Origin of the sequence: Streptomyces sp. NPDC050528, assembly GCF_044457795.1 — a bacterium.
Lineage (GTDB): Bacteria > Actinomycetota > Actinomycetes > Streptomycetales > Streptomycetaceae > Streptomyces.
Genome location: NZ_JBITHH010000014.1, coordinates 270,727 through 291,622, shown reverse-complemented (window position 1 = coordinate 291,622; position 20,896 = coordinate 270,727). Strand labels below are relative to the sequence as shown.

At 69.0% G+C, this 20,896-nt stretch carries 14 protein-coding genes; 3 read left to right on the top strand and 11 right to left on the bottom strand.

The window, feature by feature from the left end:
- Positions 1 to 24 precede the first annotated feature (24 nt).
- The gene (locus ACIBK4_RS40475; protein WP_399003387.1) at positions 25 to 1,518 is read left to right on the top strand and encodes a CoA-acylating methylmalonate-semialdehyde dehydrogenase; all 1,494 of its coding nucleotides are present in this window, start codon (positions 25 to 27) and stop codon (positions 1,516 to 1,518) included.
- 33 nt (positions 1,519 to 1,551) lie between these two features.
- The gene (locus ACIBK4_RS40470; protein WP_399003385.1) at positions 1,552 to 2,337 is read left to right on the top strand and encodes a GntR family transcriptional regulator; all 786 of its coding nucleotides are present in this window, start codon (positions 1,552 to 1,554) and stop codon (positions 2,335 to 2,337) included.
- On the opposite strand, the gene ACIBK4_RS40465 is transcribed toward ACIBK4_RS40470, so the two are convergent.
- Complete coding sequence (locus ACIBK4_RS40465) at positions 2,327 to 3,325, bottom strand: aldo/keto reductase (RefSeq protein WP_399003383.1); 999 nt, start codon at positions 3,323 to 3,325, stop codon at positions 2,327 to 2,329. The two genes, ACIBK4_RS40470 and ACIBK4_RS40465, sit on opposite strands and share 11 nt — an antisense overlap.
- A gap of 87 nt (positions 3,326 to 3,412) precedes the next feature.
- Entirely contained in the window at positions 3,413 to 4,075 is a 663-nt protein-coding gene (locus tag ACIBK4_RS40460) for an NUDIX domain-containing protein (RefSeq protein WP_399003381.1), read from the bottom strand.
- 165 nt (positions 4,076 to 4,240) lie between these two features.
- Here ACIBK4_RS40460 and ACIBK4_RS40455 point away from each other — a divergent pair, with 165 nt between their 5' ends.
- Positions 4,241 to 5,371, top strand: a complete 1,131-nt coding sequence (locus ACIBK4_RS40455) for a DUF5954 family protein (RefSeq protein ID WP_399003379.1) — start codon at positions 4,241 to 4,243, stop codon at positions 5,369 to 5,371.
- A 53-nt stretch (positions 5,372 to 5,424) separates the two neighbouring features.
- Here the strand turns inward: ACIBK4_RS40455 and ACIBK4_RS40450 are convergent, their stop codons facing one another.
- The 9 genes from ACIBK4_RS40450 to ACIBK4_RS40410 all read right to left on the bottom strand — a co-directional run bounded on the left by ACIBK4_RS40450 (position 5,425) and on the right by ACIBK4_RS40410 (position 20,831).
- On the bottom strand, positions 5,425 to 6,045 hold the full coding sequence (locus tag ACIBK4_RS40450; RefSeq protein ID WP_399003377.1) for a DUF305 domain-containing protein: 621 nt from the start codon (positions 6,043 to 6,045) through the stop codon (positions 5,425 to 5,427).
- Positions 6,046 to 6,113: 68 nt separating this feature from the next.
- Positions 6,114 to 6,530, bottom strand: a complete 417-nt coding sequence (locus ACIBK4_RS40445; RefSeq protein ID WP_399003375.1) for a DUF6153 family protein — start codon at positions 6,528 to 6,530, stop codon at positions 6,114 to 6,116.
- Positions 6,531 to 6,574: 44 nt separating this feature from the next.
- The gene (locus ACIBK4_RS40440) at positions 6,575 to 7,228 is read right to left on the bottom strand and encodes a hypothetical protein (protein ID WP_399003373.1); all 654 of its coding nucleotides are present in this window, start codon (positions 7,226 to 7,228) and stop codon (positions 6,575 to 6,577) included.
- A 133-nt stretch (positions 7,229 to 7,361) separates the two neighbouring features.
- Positions 7,362 to 9,335 (bottom strand): discoidin domain-containing protein, encoded by a 1,974-nt coding sequence (locus tag ACIBK4_RS40435; RefSeq protein ID WP_399003371.1) that lies wholly within the window; start codon positions 9,333 to 9,335, stop codon positions 7,362 to 7,364.
- Positions 9,336 to 9,424: 89 nt separating this feature from the next.
- Entirely contained in the window at positions 9,425 to 12,985 is a 3,561-nt protein-coding gene (locus ACIBK4_RS40430; RefSeq protein ID WP_399003369.1) for a choice-of-anchor D domain-containing protein, read from the bottom strand.
- A 253-nt stretch (positions 12,986 to 13,238) separates the two neighbouring features.
- The gene (locus tag ACIBK4_RS40425) at positions 13,239 to 16,340 is read right to left on the bottom strand and encodes a carbohydrate-binding protein (RefSeq protein WP_399003367.1); all 3,102 of its coding nucleotides are present in this window, start codon (positions 16,338 to 16,340) and stop codon (positions 13,239 to 13,241) included.
- 203 nt (positions 16,341 to 16,543) lie between these two features.
- Positions 16,544 to 17,254 (bottom strand): hypothetical protein, encoded by a 711-nt coding sequence (locus ACIBK4_RS40420; protein WP_399003365.1) that lies wholly within the window; start codon positions 17,252 to 17,254, stop codon positions 16,544 to 16,546.
- The gene (locus ACIBK4_RS40415) at positions 17,227 to 20,265 is read right to left on the bottom strand and encodes a hypothetical protein (RefSeq protein ID WP_399003363.1); all 3,039 of its coding nucleotides are present in this window, start codon (positions 20,263 to 20,265) and stop codon (positions 17,227 to 17,229) included. The genes ACIBK4_RS40420 and ACIBK4_RS40415 overlap by 28 nt, the downstream gene beginning before the upstream one ends.
- Positions 20,266 to 20,273: 8 nt before the next feature.
- Positions 20,274 to 20,831 (bottom strand): DUF2690 domain-containing protein, encoded by a 558-nt coding sequence (locus ACIBK4_RS40410; protein ID WP_399003361.1) that lies wholly within the window; start codon positions 20,829 to 20,831, stop codon positions 20,274 to 20,276.
- Positions 20,832 to 20,896: the final 65 nt, after the last annotated feature.

The window sequence follows — 20,896 nt, the reverse complement described above, 5'->3', positions numbered from 1 at the left end:
CCTCCCCCGAAAGGCCTTCGCACCATGAAGACGATCACCCACTGGATCGACGGCAAGCCCGCCGAGAGCACCTCGGGCCGTTTCGGTCCCGTGTACAACCCGGCGACCGGCGCCCAGGAGAAGCAGGTCGGTTTCGCGTCCGTCGACGAGGTGGACGCCGCCGTCGCCTCCGCGAAGGCCGCGTTCGAGAGCTGGGGCGTCGCCTCCCTCGCCAAGCGCACCGCGATCCTGTTCAAGTACCGCGAGCTGCTGGACGCGCACCGCGACGAGATCGCCGAGCTGATCACCGCCGAGCACGGCAAGGTGCACTCGGACGCGCTCGGCGAGGTCGCGCGCGGCATGGAGATCGTCGAACTCGCCTGCGGCATCAGCGTGCAGCTCAAGGGCGAACTGTCGACGCAGGTCTCGACCCGCGTCGACGTGGCCTCGATTCGCCAGCCGCTGGGGGTGGTTGCGGGCATCACGCCGTTCAACTTCCCTGCCATGGTGCCGATGTGGATGTTCCCGCTGGCCATCGCGACCGGCAACACCTTCGTGCTCAAGCCGAGCGAGAAGGACCCGTCGGCGTCCTTCCGGCTGGCCGAACTCGCCTCCGAGGCGGGCCTGCCGCAGGGTGTACTGAACGTCGTGCAGGGCGACAAGGTAGCCGTCGACCGCATCCTGGAGCACCCGGACATCGAGGCCGTCTCCTTCGTCGGTTCGACGCCGATCGCAAAGTACATCCAGCTCAAGGCAGTTGAGCACGGCAAGCGCGTACAGGCCCTGGGCGGCGCCAAGAACCACATGCTCGTCCTCCCGGACGCGGACCTGGACTTCGCGGCCGACCAGGCGATCAACGCGGCCTACGGCTCGGCCGGCGAGCGCTGCATGGCCGTCTCCGTCGTGGTCGCGGTCGGCGACACCGGCGACGAGCTGGTCGCCAAGATCGCCGAGCGCGCCGGAAACCTGCGCATCGGCCCCGGCAACGACCCGGCGTCCGAGATGGGCCCGCTCATCACCCGCGAGCACCGCGACAAGGTCGCCTCGTACGTCGCGTCGGCCGCCGAGCAGGGCGCCGAGGTCGTCGTCGACGGCACCGGCTTCTCGGTCGACGGCCACGAGGACGGCTTCTTCCTCGGCGTCTCCCTGCTCGACAAGGTGCCGCTGACGGCGGACGCGTACAAGGACGAGATCTTCGGCCCGGTCCTGGTCGTCGTCCGCGCCGAGTCCTACGACGAGGCCATCACCCTGATCAACAGCTCCCGTTGGGGCAACGGCACCGCGATCTTCACCCGGGACGGCGGCGCCGCCCGCCGCTTCCAGATGGAGGTCAAGGCGGGCATGGTCGGCGTGAACGTGCCGATCCCGGTGCCCGTCGGCTACCACTCCTTCGGCGGCTGGAAGGACTCCCTCTTCGGGGACCTGCACATCTACGGCAACGACGGCATCGCCTTCTACACGCAGGGCAAGGTCATCACCACCCGCTGGCCGGACCCGGCCGACGGTGGCATCAACCTCGGTTTCCCCAGCAACTCCTGACTGTCCGTCACGATCTGTGAGGAGGTGCCCTCAGTGGCGAAGACCGGTGGCTATTCCCGCGCCGTGACCGGATCCCCGCTGGACGCCCTGCATTTCGCCCTGGACCGCAACAGCCCGGTGCCGCTGTACTACCAGCTCGCGCAGCAGCTGGAGGCGGCGATCGAGCACGGGACCCTCGCGCCGGGCAACCTCCTGGGCAACGAGATCGACCTGTCCGTACGCCTCGGCCTGTCCCGCCCCACCGTCCGCCAGGCCATCCAGTCCCTTGTCGACAAGGGGCTGTTGGTCCGGCGGCGCGGGGTGGGCACGCAGGTCGTGCACAGCCAGGTCAAGAGACCGCTGGAACTCAGCAGCCTCTACGACGACCTGGAGTCGGCCGGACAGGGCCCGACCACGACGGTCGTCCGCAACGAGGGCGTGCCCGCGACCGCGGATGTCGCGGCCGCCCTCGGCGTCGCGGAGGGCAGCGAGGTCACCCTCCTGGAGCGACTGCGCTCCACGCACGGCCAGCCGGTGGCGTTCCTCTGCAACTACCTCCCGGCGAACCTGCTCCAACTCGACACCCCCAAGCTGGAGTCGACGGGCCTGTACCGGATGCTGCGCACCGCCGGCATCACCCTGCACAGCGCCCGCCAGACGATAGGCGCCCGCTCGGCCACCCCCGAGGAGGCCGCCCGCCTCGACGAGAAGGAGGGCGCGGCACTGCTCACCATGCAGCGCACGGCCTACGACGACACCGGGCGGGCGGTGGAGTACGGCACGCACATCTACCGGGCGTCGCGGTACGCGTTCGACTTCCAGCTGCTGGTCAGGCCCTGAACTGCACGGCGGAGTCGAGGAGTTGGCGCTGCTCCGCCGTCAGGTCCAGGTCCACGGCCGCGAGGTTCTCCTCCAACTGGGCCACCGACGACGCCCCGGCGAGCGGGACGATCGGCAGCGGGCCGCCCAACTGCCATGCCAGTACTACCTGGTTGACGCTCGCCCCGGTCTCCTTCGCCACGTCACGCAGTGCGGCGAGGCGGGCCGGGGTGCCCGGGTGGTCGTAGTCGGCGGGCAGCGGTTTGTCCTGGCGCGTGTAGGCGCCGGCCAGGAGCGGTGAGTAGGCGACCAGGGTGAGGGCGGGCTCGGCGCGCAGATAGCCGAGCAGGTCCGGGCCGGCGCTGCCGAGGCTGCCGTCGGGGAAGAGCTCGGACGGTACGTCGGTCCGGGGGCGCAGATAGCTGTGCTGGTACTGGAGGATCTCGTATCCGGGCAGTCCGGCCGCGGCGGCGAGCGCGCGGGCCCGTTCCACCCGCCAGGCCGCGTGGTTGCTGACGCCCAGGAGGCCTACGGTGCCCTCGGCGACCAACTCGGCGAATCCTTCAACGGTTTCCCGCAGCGGAACGCTCTGGTCCTCGATGTGCGCGTAGAGCAGATCCAGCTTGTCCACGCCGAGGCGTTCGCGGCTGCGCTCCGCCGACTCGCGGATGACCTTCGCGGACAGGCCCTCCGGGTTGTCGACGAATCCCGTGCCGGGTGCCAGGGGGCGGGCGCCGAGCTTGGTGGCGATCACGATCTCGTCGCCGATGCCGCGGCTGCGCCGCCACCGTCCGAGCAGTTTCTCGCTCTGGCCGCCCTGGCTTCCGTCGGTCCAGAAGGCGTAGTTGTCGGACGTGTCGATGAAGTTCCCGCCTGCCTCGACATAGCGGTCGAGCACGGCGAAGGAGGTCTCCTCGTCGGTGCGGGAGCCGAACAGCATCGCGCCGAGCGCGAGCACGCTCACCTCACGGCGACGGTCCGGATCGGTGCCGATGGTGCGGTACTTCATGGTGATCCCTCCCGTTCGCACCCGGTGCTCCGGGCGCGAACGGGAGTCTTCCTCTTGAAGCGCACTTCAAGTCAAGGCCCTGCGCGGCTACTTGGCGAACGGCCCGTCCAGCGCCGCCCATTGGAGCAGCATGATGGTCTTGGCGTCGGCGATCTCGCCGCTGCGGATCATCTCCAGGGCTCTGCGGAAGGGGAGTTCGAGGATCTCGATGTCCTCGCCCTCCTCCTGGAGGCCACCGCCCTCGTGGGTGCGGGTGGAGGGGCCGTAGGAGGCGGCGTAGAAGCCGATGCGTTCGGTGACCGAGCCGGGGCTCATGTAGACGTCGAAGACGTGCTCCACCTCGCCGACGGTGTGCCCGGTCTCCTCCACCACCTCGCGCCGTACGGCCTCCTCGGGGTGTTCGTCCTCGTCGTCGAGGAGGCCGCCCGGGGTCTCGACGAGCATGCCGTCGGGGTGGCCGTTGACGTACACGGGGAAGCGGAACTGGCGGGTGAGCAGGACCGTTTCGCGCTCGGCGTCGTAGAGGAGCAGGGTCGCGCCGTTGCCGCGGTCGTGGGTCTCGCGTTCCTGGGTCGTCCACGTGCCGTCGCCGTGCCGGAAGTCGAAGGTCGTGGTCCGCTCGACGTACCAGTGGCTGGACAGCAGGGTCACGTCGCGGACTCTGACGCGGGGGTTTCCGGTCAGGTCGAGGCCGGTGCGGTCCAGGCCGGTGCGGCCCCGGCGGTCGGGGGTGTCGGCGCCCGCGGTCATCGGACACCGGCCGGACGGGAGAGGACGTTCGAGTTGTTCATGTCCGACGTCTATCACCCCGGAGCCCGGGACGCCTGGCCAAAACCCGTGCCCCGCGAGCCCAACTGGTGTGCCGGTTGCGTTGATTCGTCGCGTACCGCCACCTCGCCCGGGCATGCTGACAGCATGTCTGAGCACGGTGATCAGGTTCCCGGGTACCGGATGATCAGGATGGAGGCCCTGCCGGAGGCTCCGGCGGCGGCTCTCGCGGACGTGGAGGCGTGGCAGGCCCGCAAGGCCTATCCGGACGTCCTCGGCGGTGGCGGCCCGGTGTTCACGGTGGCCGGGGAGCTGGAGTCCGGCGGCTGGGAGATCATCTCCCAGTTCTCGAGCCCCTACCCGCAGGGTTCCCGCGACTCCATGGCCATGATGTTCCGCGAGCGGGCACGGGCCGCCGAGGACGCGGGCGACACGGAGACCCAGCAGGAGTGGCTGCGGAACGCGGAGCGGCTGGACTGGGAGGCGCTGGACGAACTCACGGTGCTGGACCGCCGGTTCAGGATCGTGCGGGGCGATCAGTTCATCCGGATGGGGCCGACGGGACCGGAGCCGCCCCGGCCGTCCGACCCCGACCCGGCGAAGCCCGGACACGCGCACGAGTACCGCGGCCGTACCAAGGGATTCGTGATCGACCCCTTCACCCCGACCGGGATGTCCGAGGGCATCCTGCGGATGGAGCTGCTGTCCCTGGTCCATGCCCGGGGCACCGCTCCCTCCGCCGTACGCAAGGACTCGTTGCGCGCGCTGGAGACACATCCCGGGGGTGTGCTGCTGCCCGCCGAGTTCACCGCGGCCGAGTTCACGGACGGGCACTGGGCGCCGCGGCAGATGACGAACGCGAGCCCGCAGGGGTCGCGGGACACGCTCACCACCTATCTGCGGGTGATGGCGCCGGTGATGCAGAAGCTCGACGAGAAGAAGCGGGCGGAGTACGGGCGGCTGGCCGACCGGATGGACGACGAGCGCTGCGACGAGATCGTGATCGACGGCTGCCGGACGCGGATCGTGCGTGTGGAGCGCCTTGTGCGGGTCGGCCCCGACGGTCCCGAGGGCCCGCGCCCCTCCGACACCGATCCCGAACTCCCCACCGCCGTCCAGGAGGAGCAGCTCCGCGAGGAGGGCGTGTTCGACGAGTACCGGGTGCTGAACGAGAAGGAGACCGAGCAGCGCCGCATCGCGGACGAACAGGCGCAGGAATTCCTCCGGCTGTTCGAGGAGCAGCGGCGCCGGCGCGACGGCGACACGGACAAGGCCTGAGCGCAGGCGGAGGGCGGGGCCGGCCGGTCCCGCCCTCCGCCTGCGCGGTGGCGTCAGCTCTTGCCGAGCATCGTGTTCATCTGCTTGATCTCGGCGCTCTGGGCCGTGATCACGTCGGCCGCGAGCCGGGTGGCGGGGACGTAACTGCCGTCCGCCTTCTCGGTCTTGGCCATGTCGACGGCGCCCTGGTGGTGTTCGACCATCATGGTGAGGAACATGGTGTCGAAGTCGGCGCCGGAGGCCTTCTCCAGCTTGCCCATGTCGGCGTCACTCATCATGCCGGGCGTGGACGACGACATGTCGTGGCCCATGCCGGAGTCCATGCCGGACATGTCCTTGGGGACCTGCTCGCCCCACGAGGTGAGCCAGCCGGACATGGTCTTGATCTCCGGGGCCTGGGCGCCCTCGATCTTGGTGGCGAGGCTCTTGACCTGCGCCGAGGAGGCGTGGCCCGCGGCCAGTCCGGCCATCTCCACGGCCTGACGGTGGTGCTGGATCATCTCCTTCGAGAACGAGACGTCCGCGGCGTTGTGGCCAGCGGTCGAGGTGGCGGACGCGGTCCCGCCGCTCGCCTTGCCGTCGCCGTCGCCGCCGCACGCGGCGAGCGTGAGGGCGGCCACCGAGGCGGTGACGGCGAGAACGGTACGACGGACGAACCTGCGCTGTGCGGTCATGGGGGAACTCCTGGTGTGTGGATCCGTTCAGGGCATGCCGATGCGCGCACGTCGGCGCGCAAGGCGCTCTAGATCCGCAGGAGTTGGAGTTCGGCGAGCGAGGGCGGGGCCCGGCCCCCGTCGGGACCGCTGCCCGCCCCGGACGTACGCCCGTCGGGCGCTTCGGCGCAGGCCGCCACATCGGGTTGCAGCACCGGAACCACGGCCGGGGCACCCGCGACGGACGCGGACGCGCAGGTCGCGTCGGCGTGCGTCATGTGGCTGCCGCCGCAGTCGCCCCCGTCGTGATCACAGCCGTCCGGCGTCGACGCCTTCTCCCCCGTCGCCACGGCCGGGGCCACCATGGTGTGCCCGTGCGCGGAGTCGACCACGGGAACGGGCCCGAGCCCGTGCATCCCGAGCAGGCCGAACAGCAGGACGGCGACGAGCAGCCCGTAGGACCGCACCCGAGGGTGCGGTCCTACGGGCTGCTCGGGACGGGTCATGGGGCCACCATACCCACCCTGGGTATCGGGCCCGCACCGGACACCTACGTCAGTGCCCCCGCTCCGGATGCCTTCGCACTGCGGTAGGTGGAGATGCCCAGGGCCAGCAGCCAGTAGCTGAGGATCGCGCCCATCAGGGCGGTGGTGCCCCAGCCGTTCGCCGCGTAGAAGTGCGCGGGGGTGTTCCCGAAGAACAGCGACGGCACGAAGGCGAGGTTGATCCCGGCCAGGACGTACGCCGACCTGCTGGTCCAGCGCGGCAGCAGTCGCGTGCGGGAGACGGCGAAGCCCAGCGCGGTCAGGAAGAACGCCAGCATCAGCCGGGAGATGGATCCGTAGAGGATGTAGGTGCCGCTGACGTCGATCGTCGGGTCGATCGGGTGGTCGGCGGCGATGACCGCGCCGGCCTCCAGTCCGCTGGAGACCAGCGTGATCGTCGTGTAGACCAGCCCGGCCGTGAAGGCCATCGAACCGGCCCACTCGTACTCGGGATTCACGCGCTTCACCAGCTCGCGGAACGCGGTCACGAACACGAGCAGGAACGCCAGCGCGACGATCCCGATCAGCAGCCGGGCCAGCACGTTGGCGTCCGGCGGCGGGCCCGAGTAGACGAAGTACAGGGGCACTTCGACGATGAGAGCGACGGCGGCGGCGATGCCCGCACCGCCCGCCAGACGCCTGGCCGACATTTCGTTCATGGGGTCCCCCGAAGGTTCCGTGTGGTGGATTCGGTACGCCTTGAATCCTGCCGCCGACGGCGCTCCCGGTCCCTGGGCCTGAGGACCGGATCGGGGGTGTTCCTGACGACACCCTCACCGTACGTACGAGTGGTCAGGCGCCGAAGACCTGGAACTCGGAGACCTGACCGGCCGGCCAGCCGTTGTTCGCGGTGATGTTGAGCCGTACGTAGCGGGTCGTGACGGTGGCGGGGAGCGTGAGGGTGGCACTGTTGCCGGTGGCCGGGTCGAAGGTGTAGCCCGCCGAGGCGAGCAGCTGGGTGAACGTGCCGCCGTCCGTGCCGCCTTGGACGGAGAGGGTCTGGGTGCGGGTGGCCCAGGCGGTGGCCGGGGGAAGTTTCAGGACGATCCGCTTGACGCCGGTCGCGGCGCCCAGGTCGACCTGGATCCACTGCGGGAAGGCGTTGTTGGCGGACTCCCAGTAGGTGTTGGTGTCGCCGTCGGTCGCGTTGCCCGAGGCGTACGTCTGGGTGTGACTGCTCTCCGAAGTGGCCTTGTGGAGCGCCAAGTTGGTGGTCCCGGACGGGGCGTCGGTGGTGACGGTGACCTGGTTGGAGGGCTGTGACACGTTGCCCGCCGCGTCGTAGGCGATGACGTCGAAGGTGTAAGCCGTGGACGCGCCAAGTCCCGTGACGGTGAAGGAGGTTGAGCCGGTCGTCCCCACCTGGGTGCTGGACGAGCCGGACACCCGCAGGACCCGGTAGCCGCTCACACCGACGTTGTCGGTCGCCGTGTTCCAGGACAGCGAGACGGAGTCGCTGGTGTGCCCGGTGGCGGTCAGGCCACCGGGTGCGGCGGGCGGTGTGGTGTCGCCGCCGCTCGGAACCACCGGCTGGGTGGGGCGAGTCGGTGTCAGCGCGAGCTGCCCCTTGAGCATGCGGCCGCCGTCGCCGGTGAGGCGCAGGTAGTAGTCCGAGGAGCAGGCGGTGCCGTCCTCGTCGAGCGCGAGGAACCCGGAGTTGGTCGGCACCCAGGCCTGGGTCTCGGCGGTCTTGGCGATCTGGTTGCCCTCGTTGAACTCGTCGAACATCGAGATGTAGATGCCCTGCACCCCGGCCCGCACCATGTTGTAGAACTGCCGCCACATGAAGTCACCGTGCGCGCGCTGCCGGCCGGAGACGTCGCCGGGCAGGACACAGGGCTGGAAGTCGATGCCGTTGACGTTGCAGTCGGCCTGGTCGGGGACGGTGTAGGTGGTGTACGCGTTGTCGGCCTCGGCCACGGTGCCGATGGCGCCGACCATCCACGGCGAGATCATGTTGAAGGCGTGATAGACGCCCGAGAAGCCGGACTGCGAGCCCCCGGTGCCGGTCCGCCATTCGCGCGGGACGCCACCGATGACGTAACACCCCTGATTCTTGAACCAGTTGACGACGTCGAGGCAGGCGTCGGGGGTGAAGGGGTGGTTGGGGTCGTTGAAGCCGAAGCCCCAAATGCACACGACAGGCTTGCCGTTCTGCTTCGCGTACGCCGAACTCGCCGTGTGCGCGGACATCTTGTTCGTCCAGTCCGTCTTGATCTCGGACTGCATGTTCGTCCAGTTGGAGACGTCGTACATGATGTAGAACTTCCGCCCGTACGACTCGGCGGCGCTGCGCACCTTGGTCGCCATCGCGTCGCGGGTGGGGCCCTCGCCGCCGGTCGGGTTGAAGCGTTGCAGGGCTGCCGTGTCGATGTTGTTCTGCTGCATCCACAGGAAGTGGGTGTTGACCGTCTGCTGGTCGTACGAGGAGAACAGCGTGGCGGGCTGGCCGTTGCCGAGGGCCGCGTACGACGTCTGGTAGGTGCTGGTGTAGTCGCGCATGTCGGGCCAGCACTTGATGCCGGTGTTGGTCGGGGACGGCGGCTGGCTCCAGTTCTGGGTCCAGTGCCACCAGCCGTTGATGGGCGCGCCGTCGCCCATGCAGGCGAACCAGCCCTGGTAGCCGACGGTGATCTTGCCGACGACGTCACCCGGTCCGCTGGCGGCCGATGCTGTGGGGGCGAGTGCGGTCTCGGTGGCTCCCGCGGTTCCCACCGCGGTGGCCGCGATCGCGGCCCTCAAGAAGACTCTGCGTGTGACACCCATGGGGATTCCTCCGGGCTCCTCTTCGGTGGTCGGTGGTCGGTGCCGCCGGGCGCGTGTGCGTTCGCGCCCGGCGGCACCGTCGACTCGGCTCAGCTGTTCCAGACCTGGAACTCCGAGATCTGACCGGCCGGCCAGCCGTTGTTCGCCGTGATGTTCACCCTGAGGTAGCGCTGGGTGGTCGCGGTGAAGGTGAGGGTGACCGTGTTGTTGGTGGTGGGATCGAAGGTGTACGTCGCCGACGACTTGAGGGTGGTGAAGGAGGAGCCGTCGGTGCTGCCCGACAGGGACAGCGTCTGGTTGCGGGCGCCCCAGGTGGCGGGGAGCTGGAGGACGACCCGGCTCGCGCTCTGCGCCGAACCGAGGTCCACCTGGACCCACTGCGGGAAGGCGTTGTTGGCGCTCTCCCAGTAGGTGCCCTGGTTGCCGTCCGTGACGTTCGACGACGCGTACACGTCGGTGTGGCTGGACTCGGTGGTGGCCGCGCCGGCCGCCAGGTTTCTGCTCACTGTTCCGGCGCCGACTCCGGTCAGGGCGACGGTCGTTGTGCCGTTCGACGCGTTGCTGGCGATGCTGAGATCACCGGCGCGGGTGCCGGACGCGGTGGGTGTGAAGGTGACGCTCACCGTGCAGGAGGCCCCCGCCGCGATCGACGAACCGCAGGTGTTGGTCTGCGCGAAGTCGCCCGTGACGGTGACACCGGAGACGGTCGCCGCCGCCGTGCCGGTGTTGGTCACCGTGACCGTCTTCGCACTGCTGGCGGTATTGAGCGCCTGAGTGGGATACGTCAACGACGTCGGGTCCGCCGACAGGGTCGCCGGTGAGGAGCCGCCACTGCTCGGGAAGACCTCGAAGTCCGACAACTGGGCAGCGTTCCAGCCGGTGTTGGCGGTGATGTTCACCCGCACGTACCGCGCCGTGGCGGCGGTGAACGTGATGGTCACCGTGTTGGCGTTGGCGCTCGGGTCGAAGGTGTAGCCGGCCGAGGCCTTGATCGTGGAGAAGCTGGAGCCGTCCGTGGAGCCCTGCACCGACAGGGTCTCGGTACGGGTCGACCATGCCGACGCCGGCGGGAGCTTGAGCACGACCTTGCCGACGCCGTAGTTCTGGCCGAGGTCGACCTGGGCCCACTGCGGGAACGCGCCGAGCGTGCCCTCCCAGTACGTCGACGCGTCCGTGTCGGTGAGGTTCGAGGCGACGTACGGACTGCTGCCCGAACTCGCCGACGCGGGCCGCCCGGCGGCGATGTTGGTGGTGCTGTCGATGCCACTGCCCGTCAGGGATACGGCAGTTGGGCTGTTGTTGGCGTTGCTGGTGACGGTCAGGGTGCCCGCGCGCGCTCCGCCCGTGGTGGGCTTGAAGCCGACGGTCACCGTGCAGGACGCGCCGACCGCGAGGGTCGAGCAGTTGTTGGTCTGGCTGAAGTCACCGGTCGCCGCGACGGCCGAGACGGTCGCCGACGCGGTGCCCGAGTTGGTCACCGTCACGGTCTGCGCGGTGGCCGACGAGCCGACCACTGTTGCCGGGAAGGACAGGCTCCCCGGGTCGGTGTTCAGCACCGGACCCGGCGCGGTGCCGGTACCGGAGAGGCTGACCGTGTTGGTGGTCCCGCCCGCGTTGACGGTCAGGGCGCCGTTACGGCTGCCGGTCGCCGTCGGCGAGAACTTCACGCTGACCGTGCAGGAGCCGTTCGCCGCGATCGACGAACCGCAGGTGTTGGTCTGGGCGTAGTCCCCGCTGGTGGAGATCGAGGAGACGGACGCGGCGGCGTTGGTCGGGTTGGAGACCGTCACCGTCTGCGCGGCACTGGTCGAACCGGTCGCCACGGAGCCGAAGTTGAGCGCGCCGGGGGTGGCCGTCACGCCCTCCGACGGGTAGGGCGGGTAGACCGGCGCGGGCCAGCCGCCGCAGTACGGCGTGCCGCTGATGCCGGAGTTGCCGCCGCCGTCGGTGATGACGAAGTTGCCGCCCGAGCAGTTGTAGACCGGGGACGAGTAACCGACGCCGGTGGCCGTGACGTTGGTGAACTTGGCCGCGCCGCCGGTCTGTTCCTGGAGGGCGAAGGTTCCGGTGCCTGCGATGGTCACGTTGTTGAGGTTGACCCCGCTGATGGTGCCCTCGACCCACTGGACCGCTTCGTAGGGGCTCTGCTGGATCAGCGCGTTGGTCACGTTGATCGGGCCGGTGATCGCGCCCTGGCTGCCGTCGAACCACAACGCGCCTACGCCGAACTGCCAGTTGGGGTCGAGGCTGCCGGCCCGGACCATGGTGTTGTCGGAGATGGTGGTGGTGCCGACCGGGGTCGACGTGAAGCGCTGCCCCACGTGGATGCCGCCGCCCTGGGCGATGCCGGTGTCCACGACGCGGTTGCCGCTGACGGTGTTGTCGTGGCCGCCGTAGATCGCGATGGCGTTGGCGAGGATCTGTAGTGACACGGTGTTGTTGGAGATCGTGTCGTTGGCGTCGGCGCCGATGCCGGAGTCGGCCCAGGTGGCGATGCCGTCGTCGCCGGTGTTGCGGATGTCGCTGTTGGTGACCTTCGAATTGGTCACCGCGCCATGGAAGTTGATGCCGTCGGCGGTGGTGTCACGGATGCGCATGCCGGTGAACGTCAGGCCGTCCATCGGCCCATCCATCCAGGCGCCGACCTTCATGTGGTCGATCCACAGGTTGGAGACGGTCGAGTCGCTCAGCGCGCCGCCGATGCCGTTGACCTGGGCACTGTCGTCGCGTTCCTGCACATTGCCGAAGATCGCGAAGTTCTGCAGGCGCACGTCGGTGCTCGCGTTGGGCGCCGAGTTGCCGTAGAACCCGGGGGCCGTGCCGGTGACGGTCGAGTACCACATGCCGGCGCCGGCGATCGTGACGTTGTTGACGCTGATGTGCCCGGGGATGTTGAAGGTGCCCGGCGGGATCCACACGGTGCCGCCGGGGCCCGCCGAGCTGATCGCGGCGTTGAACGCGCTGGTCGCGTCGGCCACGCCGGTCGCGTCGGCGCCCTTGCTGGTGACCGACACCGCGCCCGAGGGTGCGGTCGCGGCGGCGCCGACCTGTTCGAAGTCGGCGAAGTCGATCGTGTACGAGGAGGCGGTGTCCCCCGCGTCGACCTGGAGCTTGAAGGTCGTACCCGCCGGATAGGTCGTGGTGAACAGGCGGTGGGCCTCGTCGAAGAAGTGGTGCGGGTTGCTGCCCGGGGTGTTGGTGAAGGGGTAGCTGCCGTAGTACCAGCTGTAGGCGTTGGTCAGGGTGAAGTCGGGCTGCTTGACGCCGTTGACGTACAGCGACAGCGCGGCCGTGTAGACCGAACCGCCCGAGGTGTCAGGGATGCTGTAGCGGAAGTTGATCGAGTTGGTCGCCACCGGCGTGGTGAACGTGACGTACTGGCCGGTGCCCTGGAGCGTCGTCGCCTTGCGGTACGACGCCTCGTCGGCGAGCTGGCCCTGGGTGTAACTCGGGCCGATCGGCGTGCCGTTGGTGGCTGAGTTCTCCGCCTGCACCTCGACGTACGGCAGGCTCGCGCCGCTGCCGCCGGTGGCGGTGGACGCCGCCGCTGCGGGTGGGACAGCCAGAGCGAAGACGCCTACGGCGGCCAGCATCACGGTGCTGACCGCCCAGACGAGGGCTCGTCTCAGATCTCGGATGGAATGGAACACGTGCCACTCCTTACGTAATGAAATGCCGGAACTGTCGCGCTGGTGCCGCCAGAGAGGGAGGGGAGACGGGGGGTTGGTGACGATGCATGGGGGACCGTAATATCGTTGATATGATCACGCAATATCTGAACAGAGCTTTGCAACAAACAAATTTGGATCCCGCAAGATCCCGGGCGACCGCACACGCAAAGGTGCCGCCGGACGAGTCGTCCGGCGGCACCCCGGGGAGGGTGGGGTCAGGGGGCGGGTGGGGTCAGGCGCTCCAGACCTGGAACTCGGACACCTGACCGGCGGGCCAGCCGGTGTTGGCGGCGACGGTGACGCGGTAATAGCGCTGGGTGGAGGCAGGGAAGGTGAGCGTCACGGTGTTCTTGGTGCTCGGGTCGAAGGTGTAGGCGGCCGAGGGCTTCAGGGTGGTGAAGGTGGTGCCGTCGATGCTGCCGCCGAGGGTCAGGGTCTGGGTGCGGGCACCCCAGGCGGCGGGCAGTTGCAGCACCACCCGGGAGGCGCTCCGGGCCGAGCCCAGGTCGACCTGGACCCACTGCGGGAACCTGTTGTTGGCGCTCTCCCAGTAGGAGTTCTGGTTGCCGTCCGTCACATTCGACGACGGGTACACGTCGGTGTGACTGGACTCGGTGGTGGGCTTGCCTGCGGCGAGGTTGGTGTTCGCGGCCTCGGTGCCGGTGCCCGAAAGGGCCACCGTGGTGGGGCTGTTGGACTGGTTGCCGGTCAGGGTGAGCGTGCCGGTGCGGGGGCCGGAGGCGGTGGGCCTGAAGGTGACGGCGACCGTGCAACTCGCGCCTGAAGCAAGGGAGTTGCCGCAGGTGTCGGTCTGCGCGAAGTCGCCGCCTGCGGTGATTCCGGTCAACGAGGCAGTGGCGGTACCGGGGTTGGTGACCGTGACGGTCTGCGCCGCGCTGGTGGTGTTCACCGCCTGGTCGGCGAAGGTGAGTGACCCCGGAGTCGCGGTCAGGGTGGCGGACGGTGCGCTACTCCCCGTGGCGAAGCCGAAGTTGTTGATGTTCCAGCCGCCACTGTCCTGTTGGAGCGTCAGAACCTGTCGGCCGGCGGGCAGGGTCACGTGGGCGGTCGCGGTGCCCCAGGTCTGCCAGTCGCCGGTGGCGGGCAGGTCGACGGCGCCGGTGAGGTTGGTGCCGGAGGCGTCCGACAGGTGCAGTGCGCCGGGCACCGCGGACGGGGCCGCGATACGGAGGTCGAGGGTGTAGGTGCCGGCCGTGGCGACGTCCACGGTGTAGCGGAACCACTGGCCCGCGTCGGTCCAGCCGAGGTTGTAACCGCCGCCGGTGTCCGAGGTGTTGTCCAGGTCGACGCCGTCGGCGCGGTAGGAATTGGCGTTGCCGTTGACCGAGTTGACGTTGTACGCGATGCCCTGGCCACCGGTGTCGTAGTCCTCTGCCTGGACCGTGCCGGGCACGGCCGCTGGGGTGCCGCCGAAGGGGCCCTCGGGAGCGGGCGGCGGCCAGTGATTGTCGCTCAACGTGGCGACGAAACCGGTGGAGTTGTTGACGAAGGCCGAGGTACCGGCGTCAAGTCCCGTGACGGTGTTGCCGGTTATCGTCGCGGAGCCGGTGGGCGCGGGGTAGAACGGCGGCGAGATCGCGATGCCGTTGCGGCCGGGGCTGTTGACGGTGTTGTCCCGCAGCAGGGTGTTGGTCGAGGTGGAGAAGGCGATCCCGTCGTAGAGGGAGTCGGTGACGGTGTTGTCGGTGACCGTGACCTTGTCGACGGTCCCGGTGTTCTGGCCGTCGCCGCCGTTGCCGATGTGCAGGGCGGGTTGGCCCTGGCTGTAGGCGTTGCCGCCGGAGCGGACCACGGTGTTGCCGGTCACGGTCGCGGAGAGCAGGTCGCTGCCGTTGACACCGAAGCGCCCGGCGCCCAGGCCGATGTAACGGGCCGTGTCGCTGATGTAGTTGTCCTTGACCTGGTGGCCGCTGCCGCCGTAGATGCCGATGCCCTTGCCGCCCCAGGGTGCGATCGAGGTGTTGTCACTGACGGTCACGTCGGTCATGGGGTTGTAGTGGGTCTGGGAACCGTCGCTGTTCGTGTTGTAGGCCACCGAGTTGATGGCGATCGCGTCGTCCCCGGTACCGCGCACGAAGTTGTTGGTGACCGTCAGGTCGTTGCCGGTGTCCGCGTTCAGCGACACGTTGTTGACGTTGATCCCGTCGGCCCAGATCGACGTCAGCCTGCTGTTCCTGACCGTCCCGCCGGTGCCGGAGGCCCAGAAGCCCGACATGGTGTGCTGGGTCCAGATGCCGTCGGCCAGCCAGTCGGTTCCGGTGGTGTCCATCGCGCCGCCGTCGCCGCCGACAGTGCTCCGGCTGACGGCGTTGGCGTCGATGTGGAAGTCGCGCACCGTGCAGGAGGTCAGGTCGAACAGGGCTGCCAGCGGTGTGGAGTTGGGGACCGGGACGTCACGGTAGACCGTGCTGTACCAGAGGCCGGCGCCCGCGATGGTGATGCCCTCGGCGTTCAGGCCGGCGGTGCCCTTCACGTAGAAGGTGCCCTGCGGGATCCACAGGGTCCTGCCCTGCTGCTCGGCCTGGTCGATGCAGCTCTGGATGGCGGCCCGGCTGTCCACGGACTGGCTGTCGGCCGCGCCGTTGGTCGGGTTGTCGTCGGAGACCGCGCCACAACTGGTGATCGAGATGGAGTTCGCGGGCTGCGCCTGCGGCGCGGGCGGGTTCTCCACGTCGACGGAGTCCACGTCGTAGAAGGACGCGCTGTTGTCGGCGTCCTTGCGCAGCGAGAACGTGGCGCCCGCCGGGATCGGGGCCCCGCTGACGAAGGCGTGCGACTCGTCCCAGAAGACCCTAGGGTCGCCGTCGGCCGGGTTCTGGTCGTCGCTGGTGTTGTAGTTGCCGTTGCCCTCGTACACCCAGGTCTGCCGGGAGTTGAGGTTCAGCGCCTGCCGGAACACGCCGTTGACGTACAGGTTCAGCGTGCCGGTCTCACCACCGCCGGACGCCGAATCCGGGATGCCGGCGCGGACGTTGAGGAACGAGATCGGCTGCCCGGTGGTGTTCGTCCACTGCACCGACTGGCCGGTGTCACTCAAGTGGACATAGGAATGGCCGGAGGCCTCCAGCGTGGCGCTGGAGTACTGCGTCGTCGGCGCCGAGGTCAGCGACCGTACGGCCGCGCCTCCGCCGGTCGTTCCTCCCTCGGCCTCGTAGACCGAGAACGGCGTCGTCGCACCGACCGCCGCGCTCGCCGCCGCCTTGGCCGGCGGTGCCTGCGGGGTGGCGGCGGCCGGCAAGGCGGACACGCACAGCGCGCCGACCGCGGCGACGACGGTCACCGCCAGGTGCCGGGGTCTGAGGATCGTCAGCATGGGGGGCTCCTTCACGGAGTGGGGGGAGACCGGCGCCCCGACCGTACAGAGACCTCATTCACCTCGCTAGATTCGAACGAAGTAAAGAATTAATTCTGCAAGCTGATGCAAGTTTCTTGCGCATCCTCGCAAATAATGAACCATATGTGCCTACGGGTCGGCCCCCGGCCGCTGATGCGGACGGGGGCCGAGTTCGGGGTGGGTCAGGAGTTCCCTGCCACCGCCCCGCCGAGGACTCTCAGCGCGTGCTCGCTGGAGGTCCGGTCCAGGAACATGACGACCGGGCCTGATGCGAACACCCCACTGATGACGTAGTCCTTCTTCTTCGCGTACAGCGCGTCGTCCTCCTTCTCCGCCTGGGCCAGCCACTTGGCGGCGGCGTCCTGGTCGACACCGGGGACGTCGAGCGCCGCGCAGTCACGGAGGAATTCGTCCCCCTGCCGGTAGCCGATCGGGGTGCTGCAGATGAGGGCGGTCAGATCGAGGTCGTCGGCGAGGGTGGTCTGCACCGACAGCCCTTTGGCGTTGCTGCTCGTGGCGATCAACACCTTCCGGTTGAGGGGGAGTTCCTCTCTCTTCGGGGCCTTCAAGGTGATGTTCCAGGTGGTGGAGAGACGGCTCAGGAAGGTCTTGGCCGTGTAGCCCTTGGACATGGTGGTGATGGCGCCCAGCTTTGGCCTGTCCCTTCCCAGAACGGCGTGCTGGGGAAGGGACTTGACGGACGGTGGCGTGAAGGACGGTGTGGGGCTCGGCTCGGCCGGGGGCGTTTTGTCCTCGGCGCCCACGACCACCGGGGGATCCTGTTGTTCGTGCTGGGTACAGGCGGTGAGCGTCAGGGCCGCCACCACCGCGGTCACCACCAGCGACACCCCCTTGCCCCTGCCCGTCATGTACCGCTGTCGTTCAGTCCGCATGCCGTGGTGACCTTGCTGTTGTGAGGGACGAAGGCCATCGCGTCGAAGGCGACGTCGGCGTCTCCGGTTCCGGGGTCGTGCAGGTTGTCCGCCTCGATACGGCCGCCCTTCCAGAAGGTGAAGGTGCCGAACTCGAACCAGGTGTCGCTGCCGTTGCTGCGGGTTGCCTGGTTGATGCGACAGTAGTCGGCCTCGGCCCCCTCGGTGTTGTCGCCGGGGATGAAGTTGTACCTCACGATCGCTTGGCCGCCATGGCTGGGCAGGTGGACGAACACGTCGTACCGGTTGCCGGGTTGGTCACCGGCGGGCAGGCGGTCCTGGTTGAGTTCCCAGCGGCCGGTGACCTTGTGGAAGATGTCGCCCGCCGGGTAACTGTGCGTGAAGTAGATGTGGTTGTCGTAGCCGGCGCCGAGCTGGTGGATGTCGATCTGAGCGATGTACGGAGTGGCACGCCAGGTCGTGTCCGCGCGCTGCATGGTGATGTTGTCGCCGGTCTGGAGCGTGAACTTGCCGTCGTCGGCGCCCACGAAGTCCTCACAGCCGTAGGTGTTCTCGTGCCCACCCAGGTCGTCGACGACGAGGGCGGTCTCGTCGCCGTTCGGGTAGTCGATGCACGGTCCGTGGTCGTACTTGCTCTCCAGGGCCGGTTCGCCGGAGCCCAGGCTGTAGGCCAGGTTCTCCGTCGACGCGTTGCCGTCCTGCTCGTCGCTGATCCAGGTGACGCTCTGGGTCCAGCGGCACTGCTCGTCCAGGGACGGGCAGGGGTCGGCCGCGCCCGGGGTGCAGGCGTTGACGCCCGGGTCGCAGAACAGGTCGTAGCTGGTGGGGGTGTTGAGCATGACGTTGGCCAGCGGCATGTTGGGCTTCGAGTACGACGGTTCGGCGTTCCAGGTCTGCTGCGGTACCTCGGCCCAGCCCAGGACCTTCTCCTGGTACGGCCAGTCGGCCGGGTGGGCGGCGTCGCCGGTGTCGAAGCGGAGGAAGGCGGCGCGGTCGGCCGGGTAGACGGGATTGACCGGGTTGTTGAGGAAGCCGAGCCCGGTCTTCGCCGAAGCGTCCGTGTAGACACCGGAGTTGTAGCCCCACAGCGCCATGTACCAGTTCTCGATGTACTTGGAGTTGCCGTTGTTGACGTTCATCCCGAGGGCCTTGAGCTGGTTCCACTTCTCGGTGAGGATGCGGAGTCCGGCCGAGATGTTGGCGGCGTAGTCGGTGGTGATGGCGCCGGCGTGGAGGGCGTCGTACGGGTCGGGTTTGATCTCCGACATGCCGGTGGTCACCTGACCGATGCCGTAGCCGCAGTCGGCCTTGGTGCGGTCCGGGTAGTAGTGGATGCTCGCGCCGTTGCCGAACCAGTCGGCCTGCAGGACGTTGCCCGAGTCGCCGTAGATCGAATGCCAGGACGCCTGCTTGAAGTTGGACTCCTGGGCGAGGATGCCGAGCATGACCTGGGCGGGGACGCTGTCGCCGTCGGTCAGGTCCGCCTTGGGGAACAGGCCCTGGGGGCTGTAGGCGGACAGGCCCGTGTCGTGCCAGTTCGCCGGGCGGGTCATGGTGAGGTCACCGTGCACGGCCTGGTCCACCGCCCACTCGACCATGTTCGCGCTGGGCTGGAGGGCCTGGCGCGTGGGGTCGTTGCGTTTGACCACGCAGGGTGTCTCCATGGAGATGACGGGCCCGTTCACGTCGGCTCCGGTGGAGGTCAGGCACTGGGATTCGGGGCCGCCCTCGCCGCAGGTGAGCGGGTCCACGTCGTCGGCGGCCGCGGTGATCGCCGTGGTGTACGCGGCCGGTTCCGTCGATGTGGTGTCGGCGTCCGTGGGCAGTCGTCGGCTCGCGTCGACCTCGGTCGCGGCCGCCGTTCCCGTCCCGGTCGCGGTCGCCTTCACCGTGATCAGGCCGGAGCCCTCGTCCGAGGGGGAGCCCAGTTTGCCGGTGACGCCCTTCATCTGCTCGGAGAAGACCGAGGTGGTCACCAGGTGGCCCTCGCGGGAGACGCCGGTGGGGCGGCCGTCGAAGGGGCGGCGGACGAGGCCGGAGGCATGGGTGGTGTCGATGCCCGCCACATCACCGGCGACGATGTCGCCGCCCTTCGCCGGGAAGAGCTTGACCTCGCCTTCCGTGCCGGCGCCGAGCCGGGTCAGCGCCCCGCCCTGCCAGCGCGTCACGACGCTCTTGCCGTCCTGGACGGTTCCGATGTCGACGGCTCCGTCCGCCGACGCCGTGAGCGCGAACAGTGGGCCCGGCACCTTCGCCTCGGCCGTGGCTTTCAGCTTCTTGCCGCTGCCGGTCAGCGTGACCAACTCGCCGCCCAGGACGCCGTAGTCGCCGTGGGCGGTCGGTACGACGTGGGTGAGCTGGCCCGCGATCTTCCGCTTGCTGCTGACCTGTCCGGTGGCAGCGTCGGCCTCGATGAGGGTCGTGTCGCCGATGTCGGTGTCCGTGACCGAGCTGGACGTGAACATCACCCGGTCGCCGTCTCCGCAGCCGGGGCTGAAGTAGGCGAGCTGCACGCCCTCGGCGACCTCGGTGACCTTGCCGTCGGAGAGACGGATCACGGCGGCGAAGGCGCCGCGGGCGGTGGCGCCGGGCTGGTTGGTCCAGGCGGAGGGCGCGTACACGGCGGCCGCGTACCGGCCGGAGCCGGTGGTGCAGACGTAGCCGGTCCACGGCCCTATGTCCGACAGCTCACCGTTGCCCAGGCGGGCGATCTCCCGGAACGTGAAGCCGTCGCTCTCCTTGGCCGCGAGGATGTGCAGGCCGCCCGAGTCGCCGGTGGCCTGGACATCGATGTCGGTGGAGTCCGTGTAGTGGGAGCCGAGGGCCTTGCCGGGGTCGGAGAAGAGCTCCCCGGAGGCGGGCGCGGCCTGTGCGGGGGTGGTGGTCGTCGCCGCGGGGAGCGCGGCGAGGGAGCCGGCGAGGACGAACAGGGCCAGGGCCGGGCCGGACAGGCGGGGCCTTCTGATGCGCGAGCGGAACATCCGCGAGCGGAACGTCTGCGATCGGTTCATGGGCGTCCTCACATCCAGTCCGTGCAGAGACCGTGCAGGGGCGAGAGGCTCGCGTCGCCGCCGTTCTGCTCGTAGTGGAGCGGGACCGGGTCGAAACGGTCGCCCTGGTCGTTCCAGCAGGCCTTGGTCGTGCTGTCCATCCAGCTGCGCATGGGTGTGTAGGCGCTCTGCTCATCGTCCGCGAGTTGGCCGGTCGTGCTGGCCCATTCGATGCCGCCCGTGAAGTCGTCGGTCGTCCACAGGCTCCCGTACAGGGCACCTGTGTAGAGGTTGGTGTCCCTGCTGACCTTCATCCACACGGCCTGGCAGTCCGGAGACCAGACGAGTTTCACCTCGATCGCACTGTCCGCCGTGTCCACCTGTTGGAGCGTCTCGGCATCCGCGTCGCAGCCCGCCTCGACGGGGTCGACGCCCGAACACGTGTCACGCCAGCAGCTCGGGGCGGCCGATGCCTGCGGGGCGCCCGCTCCTTGGAGAGCGGCGATTAAGAGGAGTGCGGCGGTCGCGCCGCCTGCCCAGCGTCTTCTTTTCGAGAGCCGGGCGGTCTTCGGGTGCCGACGAGGCATGACCATCCTTTTCAGTGGTGAATACGGGCAAACTCCGGGCAGGGGAGACGAATTCACCAAAAGGT